This is a genomic window from Pseudomonas sp. HD57-3, from assembly GCF_056113135.1.
In genome coordinates this window covers 2,795,571-2,816,971 of sequence record NZ_CM148568.1, presented here as the reverse complement: position 1 = coordinate 2,816,971, position 21,401 = coordinate 2,795,571, and the positions used below count along the sequence as shown (strand labels likewise).

2 protein-coding genes are annotated in these 21,401 nt (G+C 63.6%); both read right to left on the bottom strand.

From position 1 onward, the window contains the following. Positions 1–8: 8 nt before the first annotated feature. Positions 9–8,309, bottom strand: coding sequence for an amino acid adenylation domain-containing protein (locus AC0R79_RS12585; protein ID WP_474734630.1), 8,301 nt, complete (start codon positions 8,307–8,309; stop codon positions 9–11). Then, complete coding sequence (locus tag AC0R79_RS12580; RefSeq protein ID WP_474734628.1) at positions 8,306–21,313, bottom strand: amino acid adenylation domain-containing protein; 13,008 nt, start codon at positions 21,311–21,313, stop codon at positions 8,306–8,308. The genes AC0R79_RS12585 and AC0R79_RS12580 overlap by 4 nt, the downstream gene beginning before the upstream one ends. Positions 21,314–21,401: the final 88 nt, after the last annotated feature.

Here is a 21,401-nt window from a genome sequence, read left to right as displayed (position 1 = left end):
AACTTCACTCAGGACAACACTTGACCCGCCGCCACCGTCAGCCCGTCATGCCACCACGCCGCGAGGCTGAAGACGTTGGGCGCCTTGAGAATCGTGAAGTGGTTGCCGGGGCCGTACCACACCGCCAGATCCCTGGCCTCGCGCTGCCAGCCTTCGAGCATCGCCGCCTGTTCGCGCTGGTTGCCTGACGCGTCCAGCGTCGGGTCGTCTACCAGCGCCAGACGCACCGGCCCGGTGTAGGCCAGAGCCGGCCGATAGACCGTGCGCAACGCGGTGGCGAAGGTGCGCACCGGGCCCTGCATCGCGTCGAATGACGCGCGTTCGGACAGCACACCCGCGTGCACCATCCCGTCATGCAGCAGGCGCATTTGCGTGGCGCCGTCGGCTTCGGCGAAGGCCAGCGCATCGATGCCCAGAGACTTGCCACTGGACAACTGAAGCGACTCGATCAGCCGCAACAACGCCGCCGTTGTGGTGTAAGGCTTGCCCACGACGCTGTTGCCGCCCGGTGATTCGCTGTCGATCAAGGTCAGGGACGCCACCTCGCGCCCCGACGCCTGCAACTGCGCCGCCATGGCGTAAGCCACCCAGCCACCGAACGAATGCCCGATCAGATGCACCGGTCCTTGCGGATACAACTGCTCAAGTGCCCGCAGGTAGAACGTGGCGGCGCTTTCGACCCGGCTGTGCGGCACCGTCGCGCCGTCCAGGCCTCGGGGTTGCAACCCATGAATCGGCCACTCCGGCCCCAGTGCCTCGGTCAGGTGGAGGAACCCGGTGACACTGTCGCCAGCTCCCGGCACACAGAAAATCGGCGCATGCCCGGTGTGACCGGTCTGAATGGTCAGGATCGGCTGATAAGCCGTTGGCGCGGGCGCAGTTGCCGTTTCCAGCGCCTGCGTCAGTGCCTGCCCCAATGCCTGAACGTGGGGTGCTTTCATCATGCTCTGGTGGTCACCTGGTACGTCGATGCAGTTCAACTCCGCACCGGGCAATTCTTCAGCCCAACCGCGGGTGAGGCTGAGTCGCGACATTGCCGCCGAACGCTCCGTGGCACGCAGCAGATGCAACGGCAGACCGATCGGGTTGATCCGGTAATGCGCCAACGCATGCCCGTGGGCCACTTCACGGTCGAGGTAATGCCAGGCATCCTCCGACGAGACAGCCGCGAGCTCGGGTCTGAGCAACTGCTGCTCGTGACAATGGTTGAACAAATCGGCGAACGCCCACTGCTCAAGTTCGGTCTGCAACACGGCCAGACGCGCCAGTGCTTGCTGCCCCTGTGTCTCGTGCCCGGCCCAATGCGCCGTGCAATGCAAAAGCAATTGGCGCTTGTGCACATGTGCATCGTTCCACTGCGCCTTGTTCGGATCGGCCAGGCGTGGCACGTAAGTATCGATCAGCCCGACGAACGCCACTGACTCGTCCATCCCGAGCAGTTGCGCCGCGATTTCATAAGCCAGCACGCCACCGAACGACCAGCCGGCAAGCCGATAGGGGCCGTGGGGTTGTCTGGCGCGGATCACCTCGACCAGTCGGGTTGCCAGGCATTCCATGGTACGCAGTTGCGTCATACCGGAATCGATTCCCGGCAAGCCGTAAATCGGGAACTCACCGCCGATGTGCATGCCCAGCGCCGGGAAATACAGGTCACGACCACTGAACTCATGCACCAGGAACAACGGCGTTCCTTGGTCACTTGCACGCACCACGACCACGCCGTCATGGAGCGGCACAGCGTCACTGCGCTGGCACAGCAGCGTGGCAGTCCCCTCGACAGTGGGATGCTGGAACAGCTCGGCCAACGAAACCGGCATGTCGGCCTTTTGCATCAGATCGACGAGCCGCACCGCCAGCAGCGAATGCCCGCCCAGTTCGAAGAAGTTGTCATGGCGCCCTACCCGCCCGACTTGCAACACTTCAGCCCATAGCTCGGCCAGTGATTCCTCAAGAGGATTGGCCGGCGCTTCATAGTCACGCATGACCAGCGCTTGGTGTGTCGGCGCCGGCAGGGCTTTGCGATCGACCTTGCCGTTGTTGTTCAGCGGCAGGCTCGCCATCGCCACCCAGGCGGTCGGCACCATGTACTCCGGTAACCTTGCTTGCAGCAGCGCGCGCAGAGTAGCGCTCTGCAATTCCGAATCGTGCGCGGTGTAATAGGCCACCAGCCGCGTTGGCTCCTGTTCGTCGCGTCGGGCCAGGACCACCGCTTCCTTGACTCCCGGACAACTCAACAGGCGGTTTTCGATTTCTCCGAGCTCGATCCGGAAGCCGCGAATCTTCACCTGGTCATCGTTGCGGCCGATACATTCCAGTCGCCCCGGCGCCTGCCAGCGCACCAGGTCACCCGTGCGATACATCAAGGCTTGCGGAGTGTCGCTGAACGGATCCCGGAGGAACTTCTCGGCACTCAGTTGAGGCCGATTCAGATAACCCAGCGCAACACCCTGACCACCGATGTACAACTCACCGGTGACGCCGAACGGCACCGGTTGTTGCCGGTTATCCAGCACATACACGCGGGTATTGCCGATGGGGCCGCCAATCGAAACACTGTCCGCATCCGGCGCCACCTCACGCACTTCGAAGGTGGTGGCGTACGTCGTGGTTTCGGTCGGGCCATAACAATGCACCAGGCGCAGGTCCGGCGCTTCGGCGAGCAGCTTTCGAAACGCCGCCGGATCGCCACGCTCCCCACCGCACAGCAGGATACGCAGCCCTTTGAGCGCCTCGGGAATCAACTGCACGTACTGATTGAACAACGCGGTGGTGACAAAGAGGATCGTCGCCCCGCACCGGTCAAGCTCCCGACCGAATGCCTGCGGGTCGAGCAAGGTCGCATGATCGATCACGGCCACTTGGCCACCGTTGAGCAAGGCGCCCCAGATATCCATGGTGCTCGCATCGAACGCCGGGTTCGAAGCGAATGCCACCCGGTCACTCGGGTTGAAATCGGCGTAGCCGCAGTCGATCACAAGGCGGGTAATGCCGCGATGCGGCACCATGACTCCCTTCGGGGTGCCCGTGGAGCCCGAGGTGTACATGATGTACGCCAGCGCCTCCGAGGACTGAGGCAGATCCGGGTTGTGCGAAGGACTTCCGGCAAGCGCCAGGGTATCCAGATCCATTCGCCGTACCGGGTACTCGATGGCCTGATCGCTGCCGGTCAGCAGCGCGACCGCCTGACAATCCTGCACCATGAATGCCTGACGCTCGGCGGGTGCGTTGATGTCCAGCGGCACATAGGCCGCCGCACACTTGATGATCGCCAACTGCGCGATCAACAGTTCCAGCGAGCGTGGCAACAGAATCGCCACATGATCGCCAGGCTGCACACCTTGAGCGATGAGATGATGTGCCAGGCCGTTGGCGCTGCGGTTCAGTTCTGCGTAACTCAACACCTGCGTCCCGTGCACCGCGGCAACAGCTTGCGGATGCTCGGCGGCCTGCATCTCGAAGACCCGGTGCACGGTCAGCATTTGCGGACTGTTCCGCGCGCTGGCGTTGAATTCGTCGAGCAACTGCGTGCGTTCCTGATCCTCGATTATCTGCGCGTGTTCCAGCACTGCCTGGTCGTTGTTGACCATGGCCTGCAACAAACGCTTGAAGTAACCGACATAACGCCGTGCCGTCGCCTCATCGAAGAGCGCTGTGGCGTACTCCATCCAGCCACTTATCCCGTTGGGCGACTCCCCCAGGGTCAGGGTCAGATCGAACTTGGCGAAGTGACTCGGCTCGGCCACCGCTTCCAGGGTCATATCCCCCAGCGCCAACACCGGTCCGTCGCTGTTGCGCCAGTTGAACATGGTCTGGAACAGCGGGCTGTGGGCCAGGCTGCGGGCCGGTCGGGCGATTTCCACCACTTGCTCGAAGGGCAGGTCCTGATGGGCCTGGGCCTGCAGGGTCAGCGCCTTGACCCGCGCCAGCAGCGCTTCGGTGCTCAACTCACCGGAGGTATCAATGCGTAATGCCAGGGTATTGACGAACAACCCGATCAGTCCCTCGATTTCGGCCCGCTGACGGTTGGCCACCGGCGAGCCGACCACGACGTCCGATTGCCCGGCCAAACGACCGAGCAGCATCGCCCACGCGCTCAGCATCGTCATGTACAGCGTCACGCCATGGCGCTGGCTCAAGGCTTTGAGCCCGGCGCTCAAGCGCTCGTCCAGGCACACTTCGACGCTGCTGCCGGCGTAATCCTGTTGCGCCGGCCGCGGTCGGTCGGCAGGCAACGTCAGCAAGGCAGGCGCATCGGCCAGCGTGCGTTGCCAGTATTCGCTCTGGCGCTGCAATACCTCCCCGCTCAGCCAGCGTCGCTGCCAGACGGCATAGTCGGTGTATTGCAACGCCAGCGGCGGCAAAGGGTCCGCCAACCCCTGACTGAAAGCCTGATACAACGCCATCAGCTCGCGGGTCAGCACCTCCATCGACCAACCGTCGGAGATGATGTGATGCAAGGTGATCAGCAGCACATGGTGATCGTCGGCCAGGCGGACCAGTCGCCCGCGAATCAACGGATCGTCCTGCAGGTCGAACGGGCCTGAGGCTTCCCCCTGAATCAGTGCCTGCAAAGCTTCGTCGGCCAGCGGGTGCTGGCGCAAGTCTTCGACACGCAGCAGCACACCGCTGTCGGGCGGGGTAATCAGCACCTGGGCTTCGCCATTGCAGGGAGCGAAGCGGCTACGCAGGCTTTCGTGCCGGGCGACAATCCGGGCCAGCGCACGCTGCAGCGCATCGGCGTCGAGCACACCGCGCAAACGCAGGCCGATCGGAATGTTGTAAGCCGTGTTGGCACCTTCCATCTGCGCCAGAAACCAGAAGCGCTGCTGGGAAAACGACAGCGGCGATGCGCCTTCCCGTGGCACCGGCAGGATCGGCGGCTGCGTAGAGCGTCCGGCCAGGGTCAGCGACTGCGCCACCGACGCCAGTTCGGCATTGGCGAACAGCTCGCCGAGCGCAAGCTCTACACCCAGTCGCTGACGCACCTGCGCGACCATGCGCATGGCCAGCAACGAATGGCCGCCCAACTCAAAGAAATGATCCTGACGCCCTATCCGTTCGACCTGCAGAACCTCGGCCCAGATCTGCGCCAGTGTGCATTCCAGTTCGCCTTGTGGCGCCTCGTATTCGCGTGTGAGCAGCGCCGTGCGCTCCGGTAACGGCAAGGCCTTGCGATCGAGCTTGCCATTGGCGGTCAACGGCAAGCTGTCGAGCCTGACGAACGCGACCGGCACCATGTATTCGGGCAACTGGCCCAGCAAATGCTCGCGCAGCTGCGCTACCGCCAGTGGCTGCACCTGGGCCTGCTCGGTGAAATAGGCCACCAGCCGTGGTTGTCCTGGCTCGTCTTCACGAGCCAGGACAACCACTTCCTGAAGGCCGGGAAGCTGATGCAGACGGCTTTCGATTTCCCCCAATTCGATGCGCATGCCGCGGATTTTCACTTGATCATCGTTGCGCCCCAGATAGTCGATCGTCCCGTCCGGGCGCCAGCGAGCTAGGTCGCCAGTGCGATACATACGCGCATTCGGTCGTTCACTGAAGGGGTCCGGCAGAAAGCGTTCAGCGGTCAGTTGCGCACGGTTCAAGTAACCGCGCGCCACGCCTGCGCCACCGATATACAGCTCGCCGGATACGCCGATCGGCACCGGACGCTGTTGGTCGTCGAGCAGGTACACCGAGGTATTGCTCACCGGTTTGCCGATGTGCAGCGCCTCCCCCGCCTCGATCCGTCCGGACGTGGCGACTACGGTGGCTTCGGTAGGGCCATAGTTGTTGATCACATCGAAATACTGATTGCGCGAAAACTGACGCAAGCGGTCGCCGCCGATCAGCAGGGTACGCAATGTCGGGTGCTCGAGATGCCGGCTGAAGGCGTATTCGGCGACGGGCGTCGGCAGGAAACTCACGTCCAGCGGTTGCGCGCACCACCAGGCCAGCAGCCCGTCGACGTCTTCGCCGCCGTCCTGCGCAGGCGCCAGGTGCAGGGTCGCGCCGACGGACAGCGATGGCCAGACTTCCCAGGCCATCGCGTCGAAGCCGAACCCGGCCAGACTCGACGTATGGCGGCCGGCACACAGGTCAAACGCGTTGCTGTGCCAGTCGACCAGATTGGCCAGTGTCTGGTGTTCGACCATCACGCCCTTGGGCAAACCGGTGGAGCCGGAGGTGTAGATCACGTAAGCCAGGTTCGCCTCGGACAGACCCGGTACCACGGGGTTTGCGTCATTGCCTGAGCGCCAGGTGCGCGGGTCGAGATCGATCACCGGCAGCTCCTGCGTCGGCAGCCGTGCAAGGAGGTCACGTGAAGTCAGGATCGCCACCGGTGCGCAATCACCCAGCAGATAGTTCAGGCGTTCGGCCGGATGCGCGGGGTCGATCGGCACATACCCGGCGCCTGCCTTGAGGACTGCGAGCAATCCGGCCAGAGTATCCAGTCCTCGCCGGGCGACGACTGCGACCCGGTCATCCGGCAGCACACCCAGATCGATCAAGCGATGCGCCAGACGGTTGGCCTGGCGGTTCAGTTCGTCAAACGTCAGTTGCTTGTCCAGATGCACCGCTGCCAGCGCTTGCGGTCGCGCGACGACCTGCGCCTCGAAGCGTTGATGAATGGTCTGTCCACGAACGTATTCAACATCACTGGCGTTGAACCCCGTCAACAGCTGTTCGCGCTCCAGGGCGGGCAGAACCGAGAGTTGGCTCAACGGCGTATCCGCAGCTTGCTCCAGTGTCTGCAACATGTTTTCCATGGCACACACCATATAGCCGCAGATCCGCTGCGCCTCGACCTCACGGGTGGCCAGCAGCGTCAGGCTGAAGTGATCGCCAAAGTCATCGATGCTCAAGGTCAGCGGGTAATTGGTGCGTTCCTCCGCATGCAGGACGCTGATCCCCTCCCAGGCCGAAAGCGCCTCGGCACTGGCATTGGCACTCGAGGTGCTGTGCCGATAATTGAGCAGCGAACTGAACAGCGGCGATGACCCGACCACCCCGCTGCAGCGCTGGGCCAGCGCCAGTGGTGCGTGCTCATGGCGCATCAGGCTCGTCAGACGTGCCTGTGTGGCCTTTACCGACTCGCTTGCTGCCAGCGCGCTGACCTCGACCCGTAGCGGCAAGGTGTTGATGAAAATGCCGAGCGCGCGATCGGTAGACTCCGCTCCTTGCATCCGCCCCATCAGCACAGTACCGAACACGACAGGAGACTTGCCGGTGAGTGCATTCAGGACCTGCCCCCAGCCAAGATGGAACAGACTCGCGACACTCACGCCGAGCGAACGGGCACTGGCTCGCAGGCGCTGCCCCAGCACTGGGTCAAGTGGCACATTGCATTCTTCGATGTCGCTGCCGTCGCCATGCACGCCTTGCAGGCCGAACGGCAACGTCGGTTCGTCGATGTCACCCAGCATCTCGCGGAAAAACGCCTCGTGCTCCGACTCGCTGATGCCAAGCCGCGCCTGGGCGACATAATTGCGAAACGGTACGGGCGCTCCCAGTCTGGCGCTCTGCCCTGACAGGCAAGCCTGCATTTCTTCGCTGACCACCGCCAGCGCCGAGTGATCCATCGCCATGTGATGAAACAGCAACATCGCGACGATACGCCCGGTCTTTGCATCCCGGGCATGGGCCAGCTGCAATAGCGGCGCACGTGTCACGTCGAGACGAAAATGCCGGGCGTCGAATCGCGCATGCAACTGCTCCAGGACATCGCCTTGAGCCGCATCGAGCTGCACTTCTTCCACAGGCAACCCGACACTTCGCAGGACCACTTGCACCGGCGTATCCAGTCCTTCCCAGACGATGGCGGTGCGCAGAATGTCGTGGCGTTCGATGACGGTCTGCAGGGCCTGGACGAATGCCTCGAACCGCTCGGGTCCGCTGAACGCGAATTTCGCCTGCATCACATACGGATCACCCTGTGCAGCGCTCGCGTGGTGGTAGAGGATGCCCTCCTGCAACGGCGTCAGCGGATAGATGTCCTGGACATTGGCGCCGCCGCCAGGGATGTGCGCGACAATTTGATCGAGGGTGTCCTGGCTCAGGTCAACCAGCGTCAGCATCGCCGGAGTTATCCGTATCGTGCCCGGTGAAATGCCATTGACCGGCACTGCAACCTGCCCTTCCCGTGCGGGCGAGTAACCGCCCGCCTCGATCAGCTCGATCAATGCCGGTTTGTGCTCGCGCAATGCGGCCAGCAAGGCCGGTTCACTCAGGGCCTGCTTGTTGCCATTGACCCGTAATTGCCCGTCCGTGATTGCCAACTGGATGTCTTTTGTCTTCAGCGTCGCCAACAGTTCATTCAGGTTCACAGGACGATCTCCATTCTTTCCGTGATAGCCGCGTAACCAGCCAGAGTCGGTTGCTCGAACAACGTCCGGACATCGGCTTCGATACCTTCCTGTTGCAGGCGCCCGATCAGACTGACCGCCAGCAACGAATGCCCACCCAGCTCAAAGAAATGGTCTTGTCGCCCGACGCGCTCGACTTTGAGCAACTCGCACCACAGTCGTGCGAGGAGGATTTCCATCTCGCCGACCGGCGCTTCGTATTCGCGAATGCTGACCGCAGCCGAATCCGGTGCGGGCAGCGCCTTGCGATCGACCTTGCCGTTGGGGCTCAGCGGCAGGCTGTCGAGCGCGACGAATGCCGACGGCACCATGTAATCGGGCAAGCGTGCCAGCAGGTGTTCGCGCAACGCCTCGATCCCCGGCTGCCCGGCTTCGGCGTGCCAGGTGAAGTACGCCACCAGACGCTCATCACGCACCAGCACCACGGCTTCGCGCAGCGCCGGATGACTCAACAATTGCGCTTCGATTTCACCCGGTTCCAGGCGCAGGCCACGCAGCTTGACCTGGAAGTCGTTGCGCCCGATGAATTCGAGCTGACCATCGGCGCGGTAGCGCACCAGGTCGCCCGTGGCGTACAGCCGATCGCCGGCCACGAACGGGCTCGGGATAAACCGTTCGGCCATCAACTGCGGCAGGCCCAGATAGCCCCGCGCAACCCCGGCACCGCCAATGAACAACTGACCAATGACGCCCATCGGCACCGGCCGTTCGGCAGCATCGAGTACATACAGACGGGTGTTGTTGACCGGCCGTCCGATCGGCAACGCGCTGTCCGGCACCTGCATCGACGGTTCCAGGGTCCAGACCGTGCTGTCGACCGTGGCTTCGGTCGGGCCATAGACGTTGTGCAAGCGCACTTGTGGCAAACGCTCACGCACAAGGCGAGCCAGCGCCGGCGTCAGGTCGCCGCCGCCACAGAACACATCGGTGAGGCTGCTGCACTGGCTGACGCCGTCCTGCTCTAGGAACTGTTGCAACAGCACCGGCACAAACTGGATCACGCTGATCCGCTGCTCGCGAATCACCTGCGCCAGATACGCCGGTTCGCGGTGTCCGTCAGGACGTGCCAGCACCAGACGCAAACCGGCGCTCAACGGCCAGAACAGCTCCCAGACCGAGGCATCGAAACTGAACGGGGTTTTCTGCAACAGCGCGCCGTCCGTCACGGCGGGACATAGCTGCGAACTCCAGTGCAACAAATTGCCAACGCCACGATGCTCGACCATCACGCCTTTCGGCGCACCGGTCGAACCGGAGGTGTAAATCACGTAGGCCAGGTTCGAAGCACTCAGGCCCGGCACTTGCGGGTTGTCGTCCGGATTGAATGTCCAGTGAGTCTGATCCAGATCGATCACCAGCGCAGTGCTCTCGCCCAGCAACTCACGCGTCGCCCCGTGCACCAGCACCGCTATCGGCGCGCTGTCCTTGAGCATGTAATCCAGACGTTCTGCCGGGTACGCCGGATCCAGCGGCACATAGGCGCCGCCAGCCTTGAGAATGCCGAGCAGACCGACCATCAGTTCCAGCCCGCGCTCGACGCAGATTGCCACCCGAGAATCCGGCCCCACGCCCAGCTCGCGCAGGTGATGGGCCAGACGGTTGGCCTGTGCGTTGAGTTCGGCGTAAGTCAGCCGCTGCTCACCAGCCTGCAAAGCAACGGCTTGCGGCGTGCGTTGCACTTGCGCCTCGAACAGCCCGTGAACGGTTTGCTCCAGATTGTCGTCAGTGCCGGTGACATTGAGGTCGTAAAGCACCCGCTGACGTTCTGCGCCGTCAAGGATCGGCAAGCGGTTCAGCGGCTGATCCGGTGCCTGTTCCAGAGCCTCCGCCAGTGTCTCCAGCGCGGTCTGCATGTAGTCGCAGATCCGCTGCGAACCGATGCTCGCCGGGGTCATGGCGGTGAGCACAAAACCGCTGCCCAGATCATCGACGCCCAGACTCAATGGATAGTTGGTGCGTTCTTCGCTGCTCAGGGTCTCGATGCCTTGCCAGGCCTGACGAAGGTTTTGCTGTTGAGCTTCATCAGCGCTGTGCCGGTAGTTGAGCATCGAACTGAACAGCGGCGACGGCGCGGCCACGCCGCTGCAACGCTGGGCCAGTGCCAGTGACGCGTGCTCATGGCCGAGCAATGCGCTGAGTCTCGCATGCGTCGCCCGAGCCCCTTCGCGCACCGGGGTTGCCCCCAGATCGACCCGCAGCGGCAAGGTGTTGATGAACATCCCCAACGCCCGGTCGGCCCCCTCGCCGCCCTGCATCCGGCCCATCAGCACCGTGCCGAACACCACCCGCTCCTGCCCGGACGTCGCCGCCAGCACCTGTGCCCACGCAAGGTGGAACAGGCTGGCCACGCTGATGCCCAATTGCCGTGCGAGGCTGCGCAGACGCTGGCCGGTCGCTTCGGTCAGGGCCTGTCGCGTTTCCTCGATGTCGCTACCGTCACCTTGCACATCCTGCAAACCGAACGGCAAGGTCGGCTCGTCGATGTCGCCGAGCATGTCGCAGAAGAACGCTTCGTGCTCCTGCTCGCTGACACCCAGCCGCGCCTGCGCTACGTAGTTGCGGTAAGGCACCGCCGCGCCCAGCGAAGCTTCGTGCCCTTGCAGGCAGGCGAGCATTTCGTGCTGCACCACGTCCAGCGCGGTGTGATCCATCACCACATGGTGGAACAGCAACATCGCGACCACCCGGTCGTGGGCCGGATCACGGGCGTACACCAGACGCAGCAACGGTGCCTGACTGATGTCGAGGCGGTAGTGACGGGCATCGAAACGCCCATGCAATTGCTCGAGGATGTCGCCATCCGGCGGATCAAGCACGATCTCCTGCACAGGCAGATCTGCGTGACGCCAGACCACTTGCATTGGCTCGGCCAGTTTCTGCCAGACCACTGCCGTACGCAGGATGTCGTGACGGGCAACGACCTTGCGCAGCGCCGCCGCGAACGCTTCCACACGCTCGACGCTGTCGAAGGCCAGCCGCGATTGGAGCAGGTACGGGTCGCCCTGCTCCGCGCTCAAATGGTGATAAAGAATGCCCTCCTGCAACGGCGCCAGCGGATAAATGTCCTGCACGTTCGCTGCACCGCCCGGTACGCTGGCGACGATCCGGTCGATGCTCGGCTGATCCAGTTCGGCCAGGCTCAGCAGGTCCGGGGTGATATGGGCGCAATCAGCAGGAATGCGATTGGCCGGCACTTCGATTTCGCGACCGCTGCCCACCGCCGCAGCCAGGGCTGCCAGGGTTGGCTGGCTGAACAGCACACGCACGTCAGTGCTCAGACCGATCTGGCGCAGGCGTTCGATCAGGGTGACGGCCAGCAGCGAATGGCCGCCCAGTTCGAAGAAGTTGTCGTGGCGACCGACTTTTTCCAGCTTCAGGACATCGGCCCAGATCTGCGCCAACGCGGTTTCCACCGGGCCTTGCGGGGCTTCGTATTCGCGGCTGAGCCAGGCGTTCTGATCCGGTTCCGGCAAGGCCTTGCGGTCGAGTTTGCCGTTGGCGGTCAGCGGCAAGGTGTCGAGGCGCACGTAAGCCGCCGGGATCAGCGCTTGCGGCAAACGGGTTTGCAGATGATTGCGCAGGGCTTCGATATCAGTCGGCGCTCGCTCGGTGAACCACACCAGCAACTGCCCGTCGCGCACCAGCGCCACTGCGTCCTGCACCGCCGGATGGCTGGCCAGCGCCGCTTCGATTTCCCCCAGTTCAACCCGCACGCCGCGCAGTTTCACTTGATCGTCGTTGCGGCCCAGGTACTCGATGTTGCCGTTTGCAAGCCAGCGTGCGAGGTCGCCGGTGCGGTACATGCGCCCTTCGTTGAACGGATCATTCAGGAAGCGTTCGGCGGTCAGGTCGGGACGGTTCAGGTAGCCCCGCGCCACGCCGGCGCCGGCGACGTACAACTCCCCCGTCACACCTACTGGCACAGGGCGTTGCTGCTCATCCAGCAAATAGACCTTGGCGTTGGCCATCGGCCGGCCGATGTGCAGCGTTTGCCCGACATCTACCGGGCCGGAGGTGGCGACCACCGTGGCTTCAGTCGGGCCATAGTTGTTGATCACCGCGAAAGTCTGTTCGCGATTGAACTGACGCAGCTTGTCGCCGCCGATCAGCAAGGTACGCAGGGTCGGATGCTGCAATTCGCGGCTGAACGCATATTCGGCCACCGGGGTCGGCAGGAAGCTGACCTGCAACGGCTGCCCCCGCCACCAGTCGAGCAGTTCGTCCAGATGCTCGTTGCTCACCGATTCCGGCGGCAGGTGCAGGGTCGCGCCGACGCACAACGCCGGCCAGACTTCCCACGCCATCGCATCGAAACCGAACCCGGCCACGCTGGCGGTGTGGCTGCCGGCGTGCAGGTCAAAGGCTTCGGCGTGCCAGTGCACGAGATTTTCCAGGGTCGCATGTTCGACCATCACGCCTTTCGGCTGGCCGGTGGAGCCCGAGGTGTAGATCACGTAGGCCAGGTTGTCCGGCGTAAAATCGGCGACCTGCGGATCAGCAACCGACAGGTCTTGCCAGGTCTCATGGGCAAGATCAATCAACGGTACGCCAGCCTGATTCGGCAAAGCTACGTCGCGAACCAGTACCACCCTCGGCGCACTGTCGGCCAGCATGTAAGCGATTCGCTCGGGTGGATAAGCCGGGTCGACCGGTACATAGGCGGCGCCGGCCTTGAGGATCGCCAGCAAACCGACCAGCATTTCCGGGCTGCGTTTGAGACAGATCGCCACTCGCGTATCGGTGGTAACACCCATCCCTTGCAGATGATGGGCCAGGCGATTGGCGCGCTGGTTCAATTGCCTGAAAGTCAGGCGCTGCGCGCCCGCCTGAACCGCCACGGCATCCGGCGTGCGCGCAACCTGCGCTTCGAACAGATGATGAACACCTTGCGCTGACGGGTAAACGGCGGAGCTCGCATTGAAGTCGCCAAGCAGTTGCTCGCGCGCCGCCGCGGACAGGACGTTGAGACGTTCAAAGGCCTGTCCGGGGTTGTCAGCCAACGCTGTCGCCAGCTCCGTCAGAGCGGTGTGCATCAGCTCGCAGATCCGCTGCGCGCCCACATGATCCGGGGTCAGCACCGACAGATTGAAGCCATCGCCCCGGTCGTTGATGCTCAAGGTCAGCGGATAATTCGTGCGCCCGTCCTGGGCCAGGAATTCGATGCCTTGCCAGACCGGATCAACAGGCTCTCGCGCAGCGTCGTGGCCGCCATGCCGATAGTTGAGTACCGCGCTGAACAGCGGCAAAGGGGCGGCCACGGCGCTGCAACGCTGAGCCAGTGCCAGCGACGCATGCTCATGTCCCAGTAAAGCCGCCAACCGCTCATGAACCGTTCGAACCGCTTCGCTCAAACTTTGCCCGGCAACTTCCACGCGCAGCGGCAAGGTGTTGATGAACATCCCCAATGCCCGATCCGCGCCCTCACCGCCTTGCATGCGGCCCAGCAGCACCGTGCCGAACACAACGTCCCGGCGTCCGGAGGTCGCCGCCAGCACCCGTGCCCAGGCGAGGTGAAACAGGCTCGCGACGCTGACCCCGTATTGCCGTGCCTGGCTGCGCAGGTGCCGATTCAATTCCACCGGCAGCGCCAGCGAATGCTCCTCGATATTGCGGCCGTCGCCCTGTACGTCCTGCAAGCCGAATGGCAGGGTCGGCTCGTCAATATCACCGAGCATCTCGCGAAAGAAGGTTTCGTGTTCTTCCTCGCTGATGCCTTGGCGAGCCTGATGGACGTAGTTGCGGTAGGGCGCGGCAGGCGGCAAAGACTCAACCTGCCCCGGCAGATACAACTGCATTTCCCGGCGAACCACCTCCAGCGCGGTGTGATCCAGCACGACGTGATGAAACAACAGCACGCCTGCCACCCGGTCATGCAGCGGATCTTCGGCATACACCAGACGGATCAGCGGTGCCTGACCGAGGTCGAGGCGATAATCCCGGGCATCGAAGCGTGCGCGCAACTGATCGAGGATATCGCCATCCTGCGGACTCAAATCGACCGATTGCACCGCCAGCGCGGCTTCTCGCCATACCACTTGCTGCGGGTTCGGCAATCCTTCCCAAACCAGACTGGTGCGCAGGATGTCGTGGCGCGCAATCACCTTTTGCAAGGCGTTGGCAAAAGCGCGCAGGCGCTCGACGCTGGCAAAGGCCAGACATGATTGGAGCAGATACGGATCGCCCTGCTCCGCGCTCAAGTGGTGATAGAGGATGCCTTCCTGCAACGGCGCCAGCGGGTAAATGTCCTGCACGTTGGCGGCGCCGCCGGGCACGCTGGCGACGATGCGGTCGATGCTCGACTGATCCAGCTCGGTCAGGCTCAGCAACTCCGGGGTGATGCGGGTGCAGTCGGCAGGAATGCGATTGGCCGGCACTTCGATTTCGCGACCGCTGCCCACCGCAGCCGCCAGGGCTGCCAGGGTCGGCTGGCTGAACAGCACACGCACGTCAGTGCTCAGGTCGATCTGGCGCAGGCGTTCGATCAGGGTGACGGCCAGCAGCGAATGGCCGCCCAGTTCGAAGAAGTTGTCGTGGCGACCGACTTTTTCCAGCTTCAGGACATCGGCCCAGATCTGTGCCAGCGCGGTTTCCACCGGACCTTGCGGGGCTTCGTATTCGCGGCTGAGCCAGGCGTTCTGATCCGGTTCCGGCAAGGCCTTGCGGTCGAGTTTGCCGTTGGCGGTCAGCGGCAAGGCGTCGAGGCGCACGTAAGCCGCCGGGATCAGCGCTTGCGGCAATCGGGTTTGCAGATGATTGCGCAGGGCTTCGATATCGGTCGGCGCACGTTCGGTGAACCACACCAGCAACTGCCCGTCGCGCACCAGCGCCACTGCGTCCTGCACTGCCGGATGGCTGGCCAGCGCCGCTTCGATTTCCCCCAGCTCAACCCGCACGCCGCGCAGTTTCACCTGATCGTCGTTGCGGCCCAGGTACTCGATGTTGCCGTCCGCCAGCCAGCGTGCGAGGTCGCCGGTGCGGTACATCCGCGCCTGCGGCTGATCGCTGAACGGGTCGGTGAGGAAGCGTTCAGCGGTCAGATCGGGACGGTTTAGATAACCCCGTGCGACACCGGCGCCGGCGACGTACAACTCCCCCGTCACACCTACTGGCACGGGGCGTTGCTGCTCATCCAGCAAATAGACCTTGGCGTTGGCCATCGGCCGGCCGATGTGCAGCGGCTGGCCGACTTCGACCCGGCCGGAGGTGGCGACCACCGTGGCTTCAGTCGGGCCATAGTTGTTGATCACCGCAAAGCTCTGCTCGCGATTGAACTGGCGCAGCTTGTCACCACCGATCAGCAAAGTGCGCAAGGTCGGGTGTTGCAGCTCGCGGCTGAAGGCGTACTCAGCCACCGGTGTCGGCAGGAAACTCACCTGCAACGGCTGCGCCCGCCACCAGTCGAGCAGTTCGTCCAGGTGCTCGTTGCTCACCGATTCCGGCGGCAGGTGCAATGTCGCGCCGACGCACAACGCAGGCCAGACTTCCCAGGCCATCGCATCGAAGCCGAACCCGGCCACGCTGGCGGTGTGGCTGCCGGCGTGCAGGTCAAAGGCTTCGGTGTGCCAGTGGACAAGGTTTTCCAGGGTCGCGTGTTCGACCATCACGCCCTTCGGCTGGCCGGTGGAGCCGGAGGTGTAGATCACGTAGGCCAGATGTGCCGGGGTCAGTTCCGGCGACTGTGGATTGCTGTCCGGCAGGTGCTGCCAGGCGTCGCTGTCAAGATTGATCACCGGCACGGCGCCCAGCAGGTCGCGAGTGACTGTCTGTGCCAGTACCGCCACCGGGTCGCTGTCCTGCAACAGATAAGCGATCCGTTCCGCCGGATGTGCCGGATCGACCGGAACATAACCGGCGCCAGCCTTGAGAATCGCCAGTAGCCCGACCAGCATCTGCGGACCACGCTGCACGCAGAGCGCAACGCGATCGTCCGGTTGTACACCGAGGCCGATCAAGTGATGGGCCAGGCGGTTGGCGCGGCGGTTCAACCCGTCGTAGCTCAGACTTTGCCCGCCCTGCACCACTGCCACAGCGTCGGGTTGGGTCGCCGCTCGCGCTTCAAACAATTGGTGCACCACACGGCCGTGGGCAAAGTCGCGACCGGTGACATTGAAACCGACCAGCACGCGCTGGCGTTCGGCCGCCGACAGGATCGACACCTGATTCAATGGCGCATGGCGATCCTGTTCCAGCGCGCTCAGCAAATTGTGCAATGCCGCTTGCAGGTAGTCGCAGACCCGCGCGCCATCCACTTCGGGCACTGCCTGGACAGAAAGCCGGAAGCCATGTCCAAGGTCATCGACGCTGACCACCAGCGGATAGTTGCTGCGCTCACGAGAATCGAGAATCCGAATGCCTTCCCATCCCGGCGTCGCCGTCTGCTGCGCGCTGTGGCGATAGTTGAGCAAGGTATTGAACAGCGGTTGCGAACCCGTCACGCCACTGCAACGTTGAGCCAGTATCAACGGCGCTTGCTCATGCACCAGCAGTTGCGCCAGACGTTCGTGGGTAGACCTGACACCCGCCTCCACCGTCGTTGCCCCGACATGGACCCGCAGCGGCAGTGTGTTGATGAACATACCCAACGAACGGTCGGCGCCCTCTCCCCCCTGCATGCGCCCCAGCAGCACAGTACCGAATACCACCTCCTCGCGCCCGCAGACCTGTGCAAGTACCTGACCCCAGGCCTGATGCACCAGACTCGCAACACTGATGCCCAGCGTGCGGGCCTGTTGGCGCAGGCGCCCGGCAAGATGCTCATCCAGTGCCAGTTCGCTGTCCACGATGTTTGTGCCATCGCCGAGTACGTCTCGCAGGCCGAACGCCAGGGTCGGTTCGACGATGTCGCCGAGCATCTCGCGAAAGAACGCTTCATGTGCCTGGGCATTCGAACCGAGACGGGCCTGAGCGACATAGTTGCGGTATTGCACGGGGGGCGGCAGCGCGCCGACTTGCCCGTCAAGTGCGTCGCTCATCTCGGCCACCAACACCTCGAGCGCGGTGTGATCGAGAACAATGTGGTGCAACAGCAGGATTCCGACCCAGCGGTTTTGCAACGGGTCTTCGGTGTAGGCGAAGCGCATCAACGGCGCACGCTGCAAGTCCAGGCGATAGTGTCGCGGATCGAAGCGCGCCTGCATTTGCTGTAACACATCACCGTCCTGCGGATCGGCATCCACCCGCTCCAGTGCCAGCGGCGCCGCACGCCACACCACTTGCACTGGCTCCTCAAGGTTTTCCCTGACCACGCTGGTACGCAGGACGTCGTGCCGGGCGATGACACTGTTCAACGCGCGAACGAACGCCTTGATCTGCGCCAGTCCGTCGAAGGCGAATTGCGCTTGCAGCACGTACGGGTCACCGTCGGCGATGGCCAGATGGTGATAGAGGATTCCCGACTGCAACGGTGCCAGGGCGTAGATGTCCTGCACGTTGTCGATACCGCCCTCGACGGTCTCGACGATACGGTCGATGGCCGCTTGATCCAGCGTGGCCAGCGGCAGCATGTCCGGGGTGATGCGGGTGCATCCGGGTTCGATGCGGTTGGCCGGCACGCTGATCGTGGCGTCCCCTCCCAGCGTCGCGGCGAGTGCCGCCACGCTTGGCTGGCCGAACAGCACACGGACGTCGCACTGCATGTTTTGCTGACGCATGCGCTCGATCAGCTTCACCGCCAGCAACGAATGCCCGCCCAGCTCGAAGAAATTGTCATGCCTGCCCACCCGGTCCAGCCCGAGCAAGGTCTGCCAGATCACAGCGATGCGGGTTTCGATTTCGCCAAGCGGCGCTTCGAATGCCCGCCGAGCGAAGGCTTCGTTGTCCGGCTGCGGCAACGCCCTGCGATCGAGCTTGCCGTTGGCCGTCAGCGGGAAGGCATCGAGGCGCACGAACGCGCCCGGCACCATATGCTCGGCCAGCGATGCCAGCAGGTGATCGCGCAATTGCGCAACGCTCGGTTCGACACCTTCGGCGGCCAGCCAGTAGGCCACCAGACGCGTGTCGCCGGGGCTGTCCTCGCGGGCGATCACCAGCGCATCGCGCACGCCGTCGCAGACTGCAAGACGTGCCTGAATCTCGCCAAGTTCGATACGGAAACCACGGATTTTCACCTGGTCATCGTTGCGTCCCAGGTATTCGAGTTCGCCCTCCACCGTCCACCGTGCCAGATCGCCGGTCTTGTACAAACGCGCTTCGGCATGCTCGCTGAACGGGTCGGCAATGAAGCGCTCGGCGGTCAACGCCTCACGATTCAGGTAACCACGGGCAACCCCGGCGCCGCCAACGTACAACTCACCGGTCACCCCGGCTGGCACTGGCTCCCGCCGGGCATCGAGGACGTATAGCTGCAGGTCGGGAATGCGCACGCCGATCGGGCTGCTGGCGGTCAATTGCGCGTCTGCCGCCACCAGCGGACGGTAGGTCACATGCACCGTGGTTTCGGTGATGCCGTACATGTTCACCAGCCGGGTGCCGGCGTTACCTACCCGCGCATACCAGGGTTTGAGCGATCCTGGCTCCAGCGCTTCACCGCCAAAAATCACTTCGCGCAGCGAATGCTGTAACGGGCTGCGGCCCTGGGCGACGATCAACTGACGGAAAGCGCTCGGCGTCTGGTTGAGTACGGTGACACCCGTGCGGCAGAGCAACGCATAACACTCGTCCGGCGAGCGGCTGATGTGTTGCGGCACCACCAGCAACTGACCGCCGTAAGCCAGCGCGCCCCAGATTTCCCAGACCGAGAAATCAAAGGCAAACGAGTGGAACAACGCCCAGACGTCTTGCGCATTGAACCGGAACCAATCGTGGGTCGCGCCAAACAGGCGTGCCACGTTGCGGTGCTCGACCATCACCCCTTTGGGCAGCCCGGTGGAGCCAGAGGTGTAGATCACGTAGGCCAGATGCGCCGGATTCAAGTCCGGGATCTGCGGGTTGAATTCAGGTTCGGTCTGCAAATCGTCGTTATCGAGGTCGATCTGCGGCACGGATAGCCCGGCAATCCGATCCAGAGTCGCTGTCTGCATCAGCACCGCCACCGGCGCACTGTCTTGCAGGGTGAAGGTGATCCGCTCCAGTGGATAAGCCGGATCGATCGGCACATAACCGGCGCCCGCCTTGAGCACACCGAGCAGGCCGACGATCATTTGCGGACCGCGCTCAACGCAGATCGCTACCCGGTCATCCGGACGAATGCCGAGGGCGAGCAAACGATGGGCCACCTGGTTGGCCTGTCGGTTGAGTGCCTCATAACTGTAAGTCCTGCCCTCGAACAGCAACGCGACTGCCTCGGGCCGGGTGTGCGCATGCGCTTCGAATTGCTGATGGATCAACGGCGTGTCGGGAAACGTTGCCTTCGGTGAGTTGACGCCATACAGCCAGTGCTCACGCTCGGCGGGCGGCAGTATGTTCAGGCTGTGCAATGCGGCTTGCGGGTTGTTCTGCAGCGCATCGACAAGACTGTCCAGTGCCGTGCGCAGGTAGCCGGCGATTCGGGAGGCGCCAAGCGTCGCGTCGGCCAGCACCGTGATGCGCAGGTCCTGACCGAGGTCATCGATGTTGACCGTCAACGGGTAATTGGTGCGCTCGCGGGCGCCCAACACGTGCACCCCCGGCGACAGCTCGATCACCTCGGCAACTTCCTCCACGCTGCTGTGGCGGTAGTTGAGCATGGCGCTGAACAGCGGCGTCGGCACCGCCACGGCGCTGCAACGCTGAGCCAGTGCCAGGGACGCCTGCTCATGGGCGAGCAGTGCGGTCAGGCGCCGGTGCGTCGCCAGCACGCCGTCATGAACGCTCGACGCGCCTACATCCACCCGCAAAGGCAGCGTATTGATGAACATCCCCAATGCCTGTTCGACACCGTCAGCCGCGTTCATCCGTCCCAGCAGAACGGTGCCGAACACCACCGCCGAGCGCCCGCACAACTGCCCCAGCACGCGTGCCATGGCCAGGTGCATCAGGCTCGCCACGCTCACGCCTGATTGTCGCGCCTGGGTACGCAGGCGCTGGCTCAGATCGCTGTCGAGCATGCACGAGACTTCCTCGATGCCCTGACCGCCACCTTGTACATCGTGCAAGCCACCGGGCAGCGTCGGCTCGTCGATGTCGCCGAGCATCTCGCGGAAAAATGCCTGGTGCGCTTGCTCATCCGAGCCCAGACGTGCCCTCGCCAGGTGGTCGCGAAACGGCACCGCCCTCGCGACTTCGGCATCGCGCCCGGACAGGTAAGCCTGAATTTCCCGGCGTACCACATCGAGCGCGACGTGATCCATGATCATGTGATGGAACAGCAACAATGCGACCACCCGGTCGTTGGCCGGATCCTCGGCGAACACCAACCGCAACAACGGGGCCTGTTGCAGGTCGAGGCGAAAGTACTGCGGGTCGTGCCGTGCCAGCAATTGCGCGAGTACGTCCTCGCAATCATTCAGATCGACTTCCTCACTGACCAGCGGGGCTTCACGCCAGACCACCTGCACGGGATCGTCCAGATGTTCCCAGAGGATGGCGGTGCGCAAAATGTCATGGCGCCCGATCACCCGACGCAGCGCGTCGGTGAATGTATCCAGCCGTCCGCGACTGTCGAACGTGAACCGCGCCTGCGACACATAAGGATCCCCCTCCGGCGCGGAGAGATGGTGATAAAGCAGCCCCTCCTGCAACGGCGCCAGCGGATAGATGTCCTGCACGTTCGCCACGCCGCCCGGCACGGTGGCGACGATGCGGTCGATGGCCGGCTGATCCAGTTGCACCAGCGGCAGCATGTCCGGGGTGATGCGCAGCGCCGGGCTCGACCAGTCGCCGCCGTGGCTCGCCACCAGCTCCAGCAACTGCGCCTTGTGTTTGGCGAGGCTGTCCCACAACGCGTCGTCCAGCGCGTCGTCGTTGCCCAGAATGACCAGGTCTTCATCGTCCTGTTGAAGGCGGATCGCATGGGTGGAAATAACAGCCATCAGCTCGCGAAATTGCATGGGGGTAACCTGCTGTAAATTCGGGAAAAAGGAGCGCGCAGCGGCGAGTCCGTGCGGCCGCGCGCAGCCTGGAAAAGCTAAAACATCG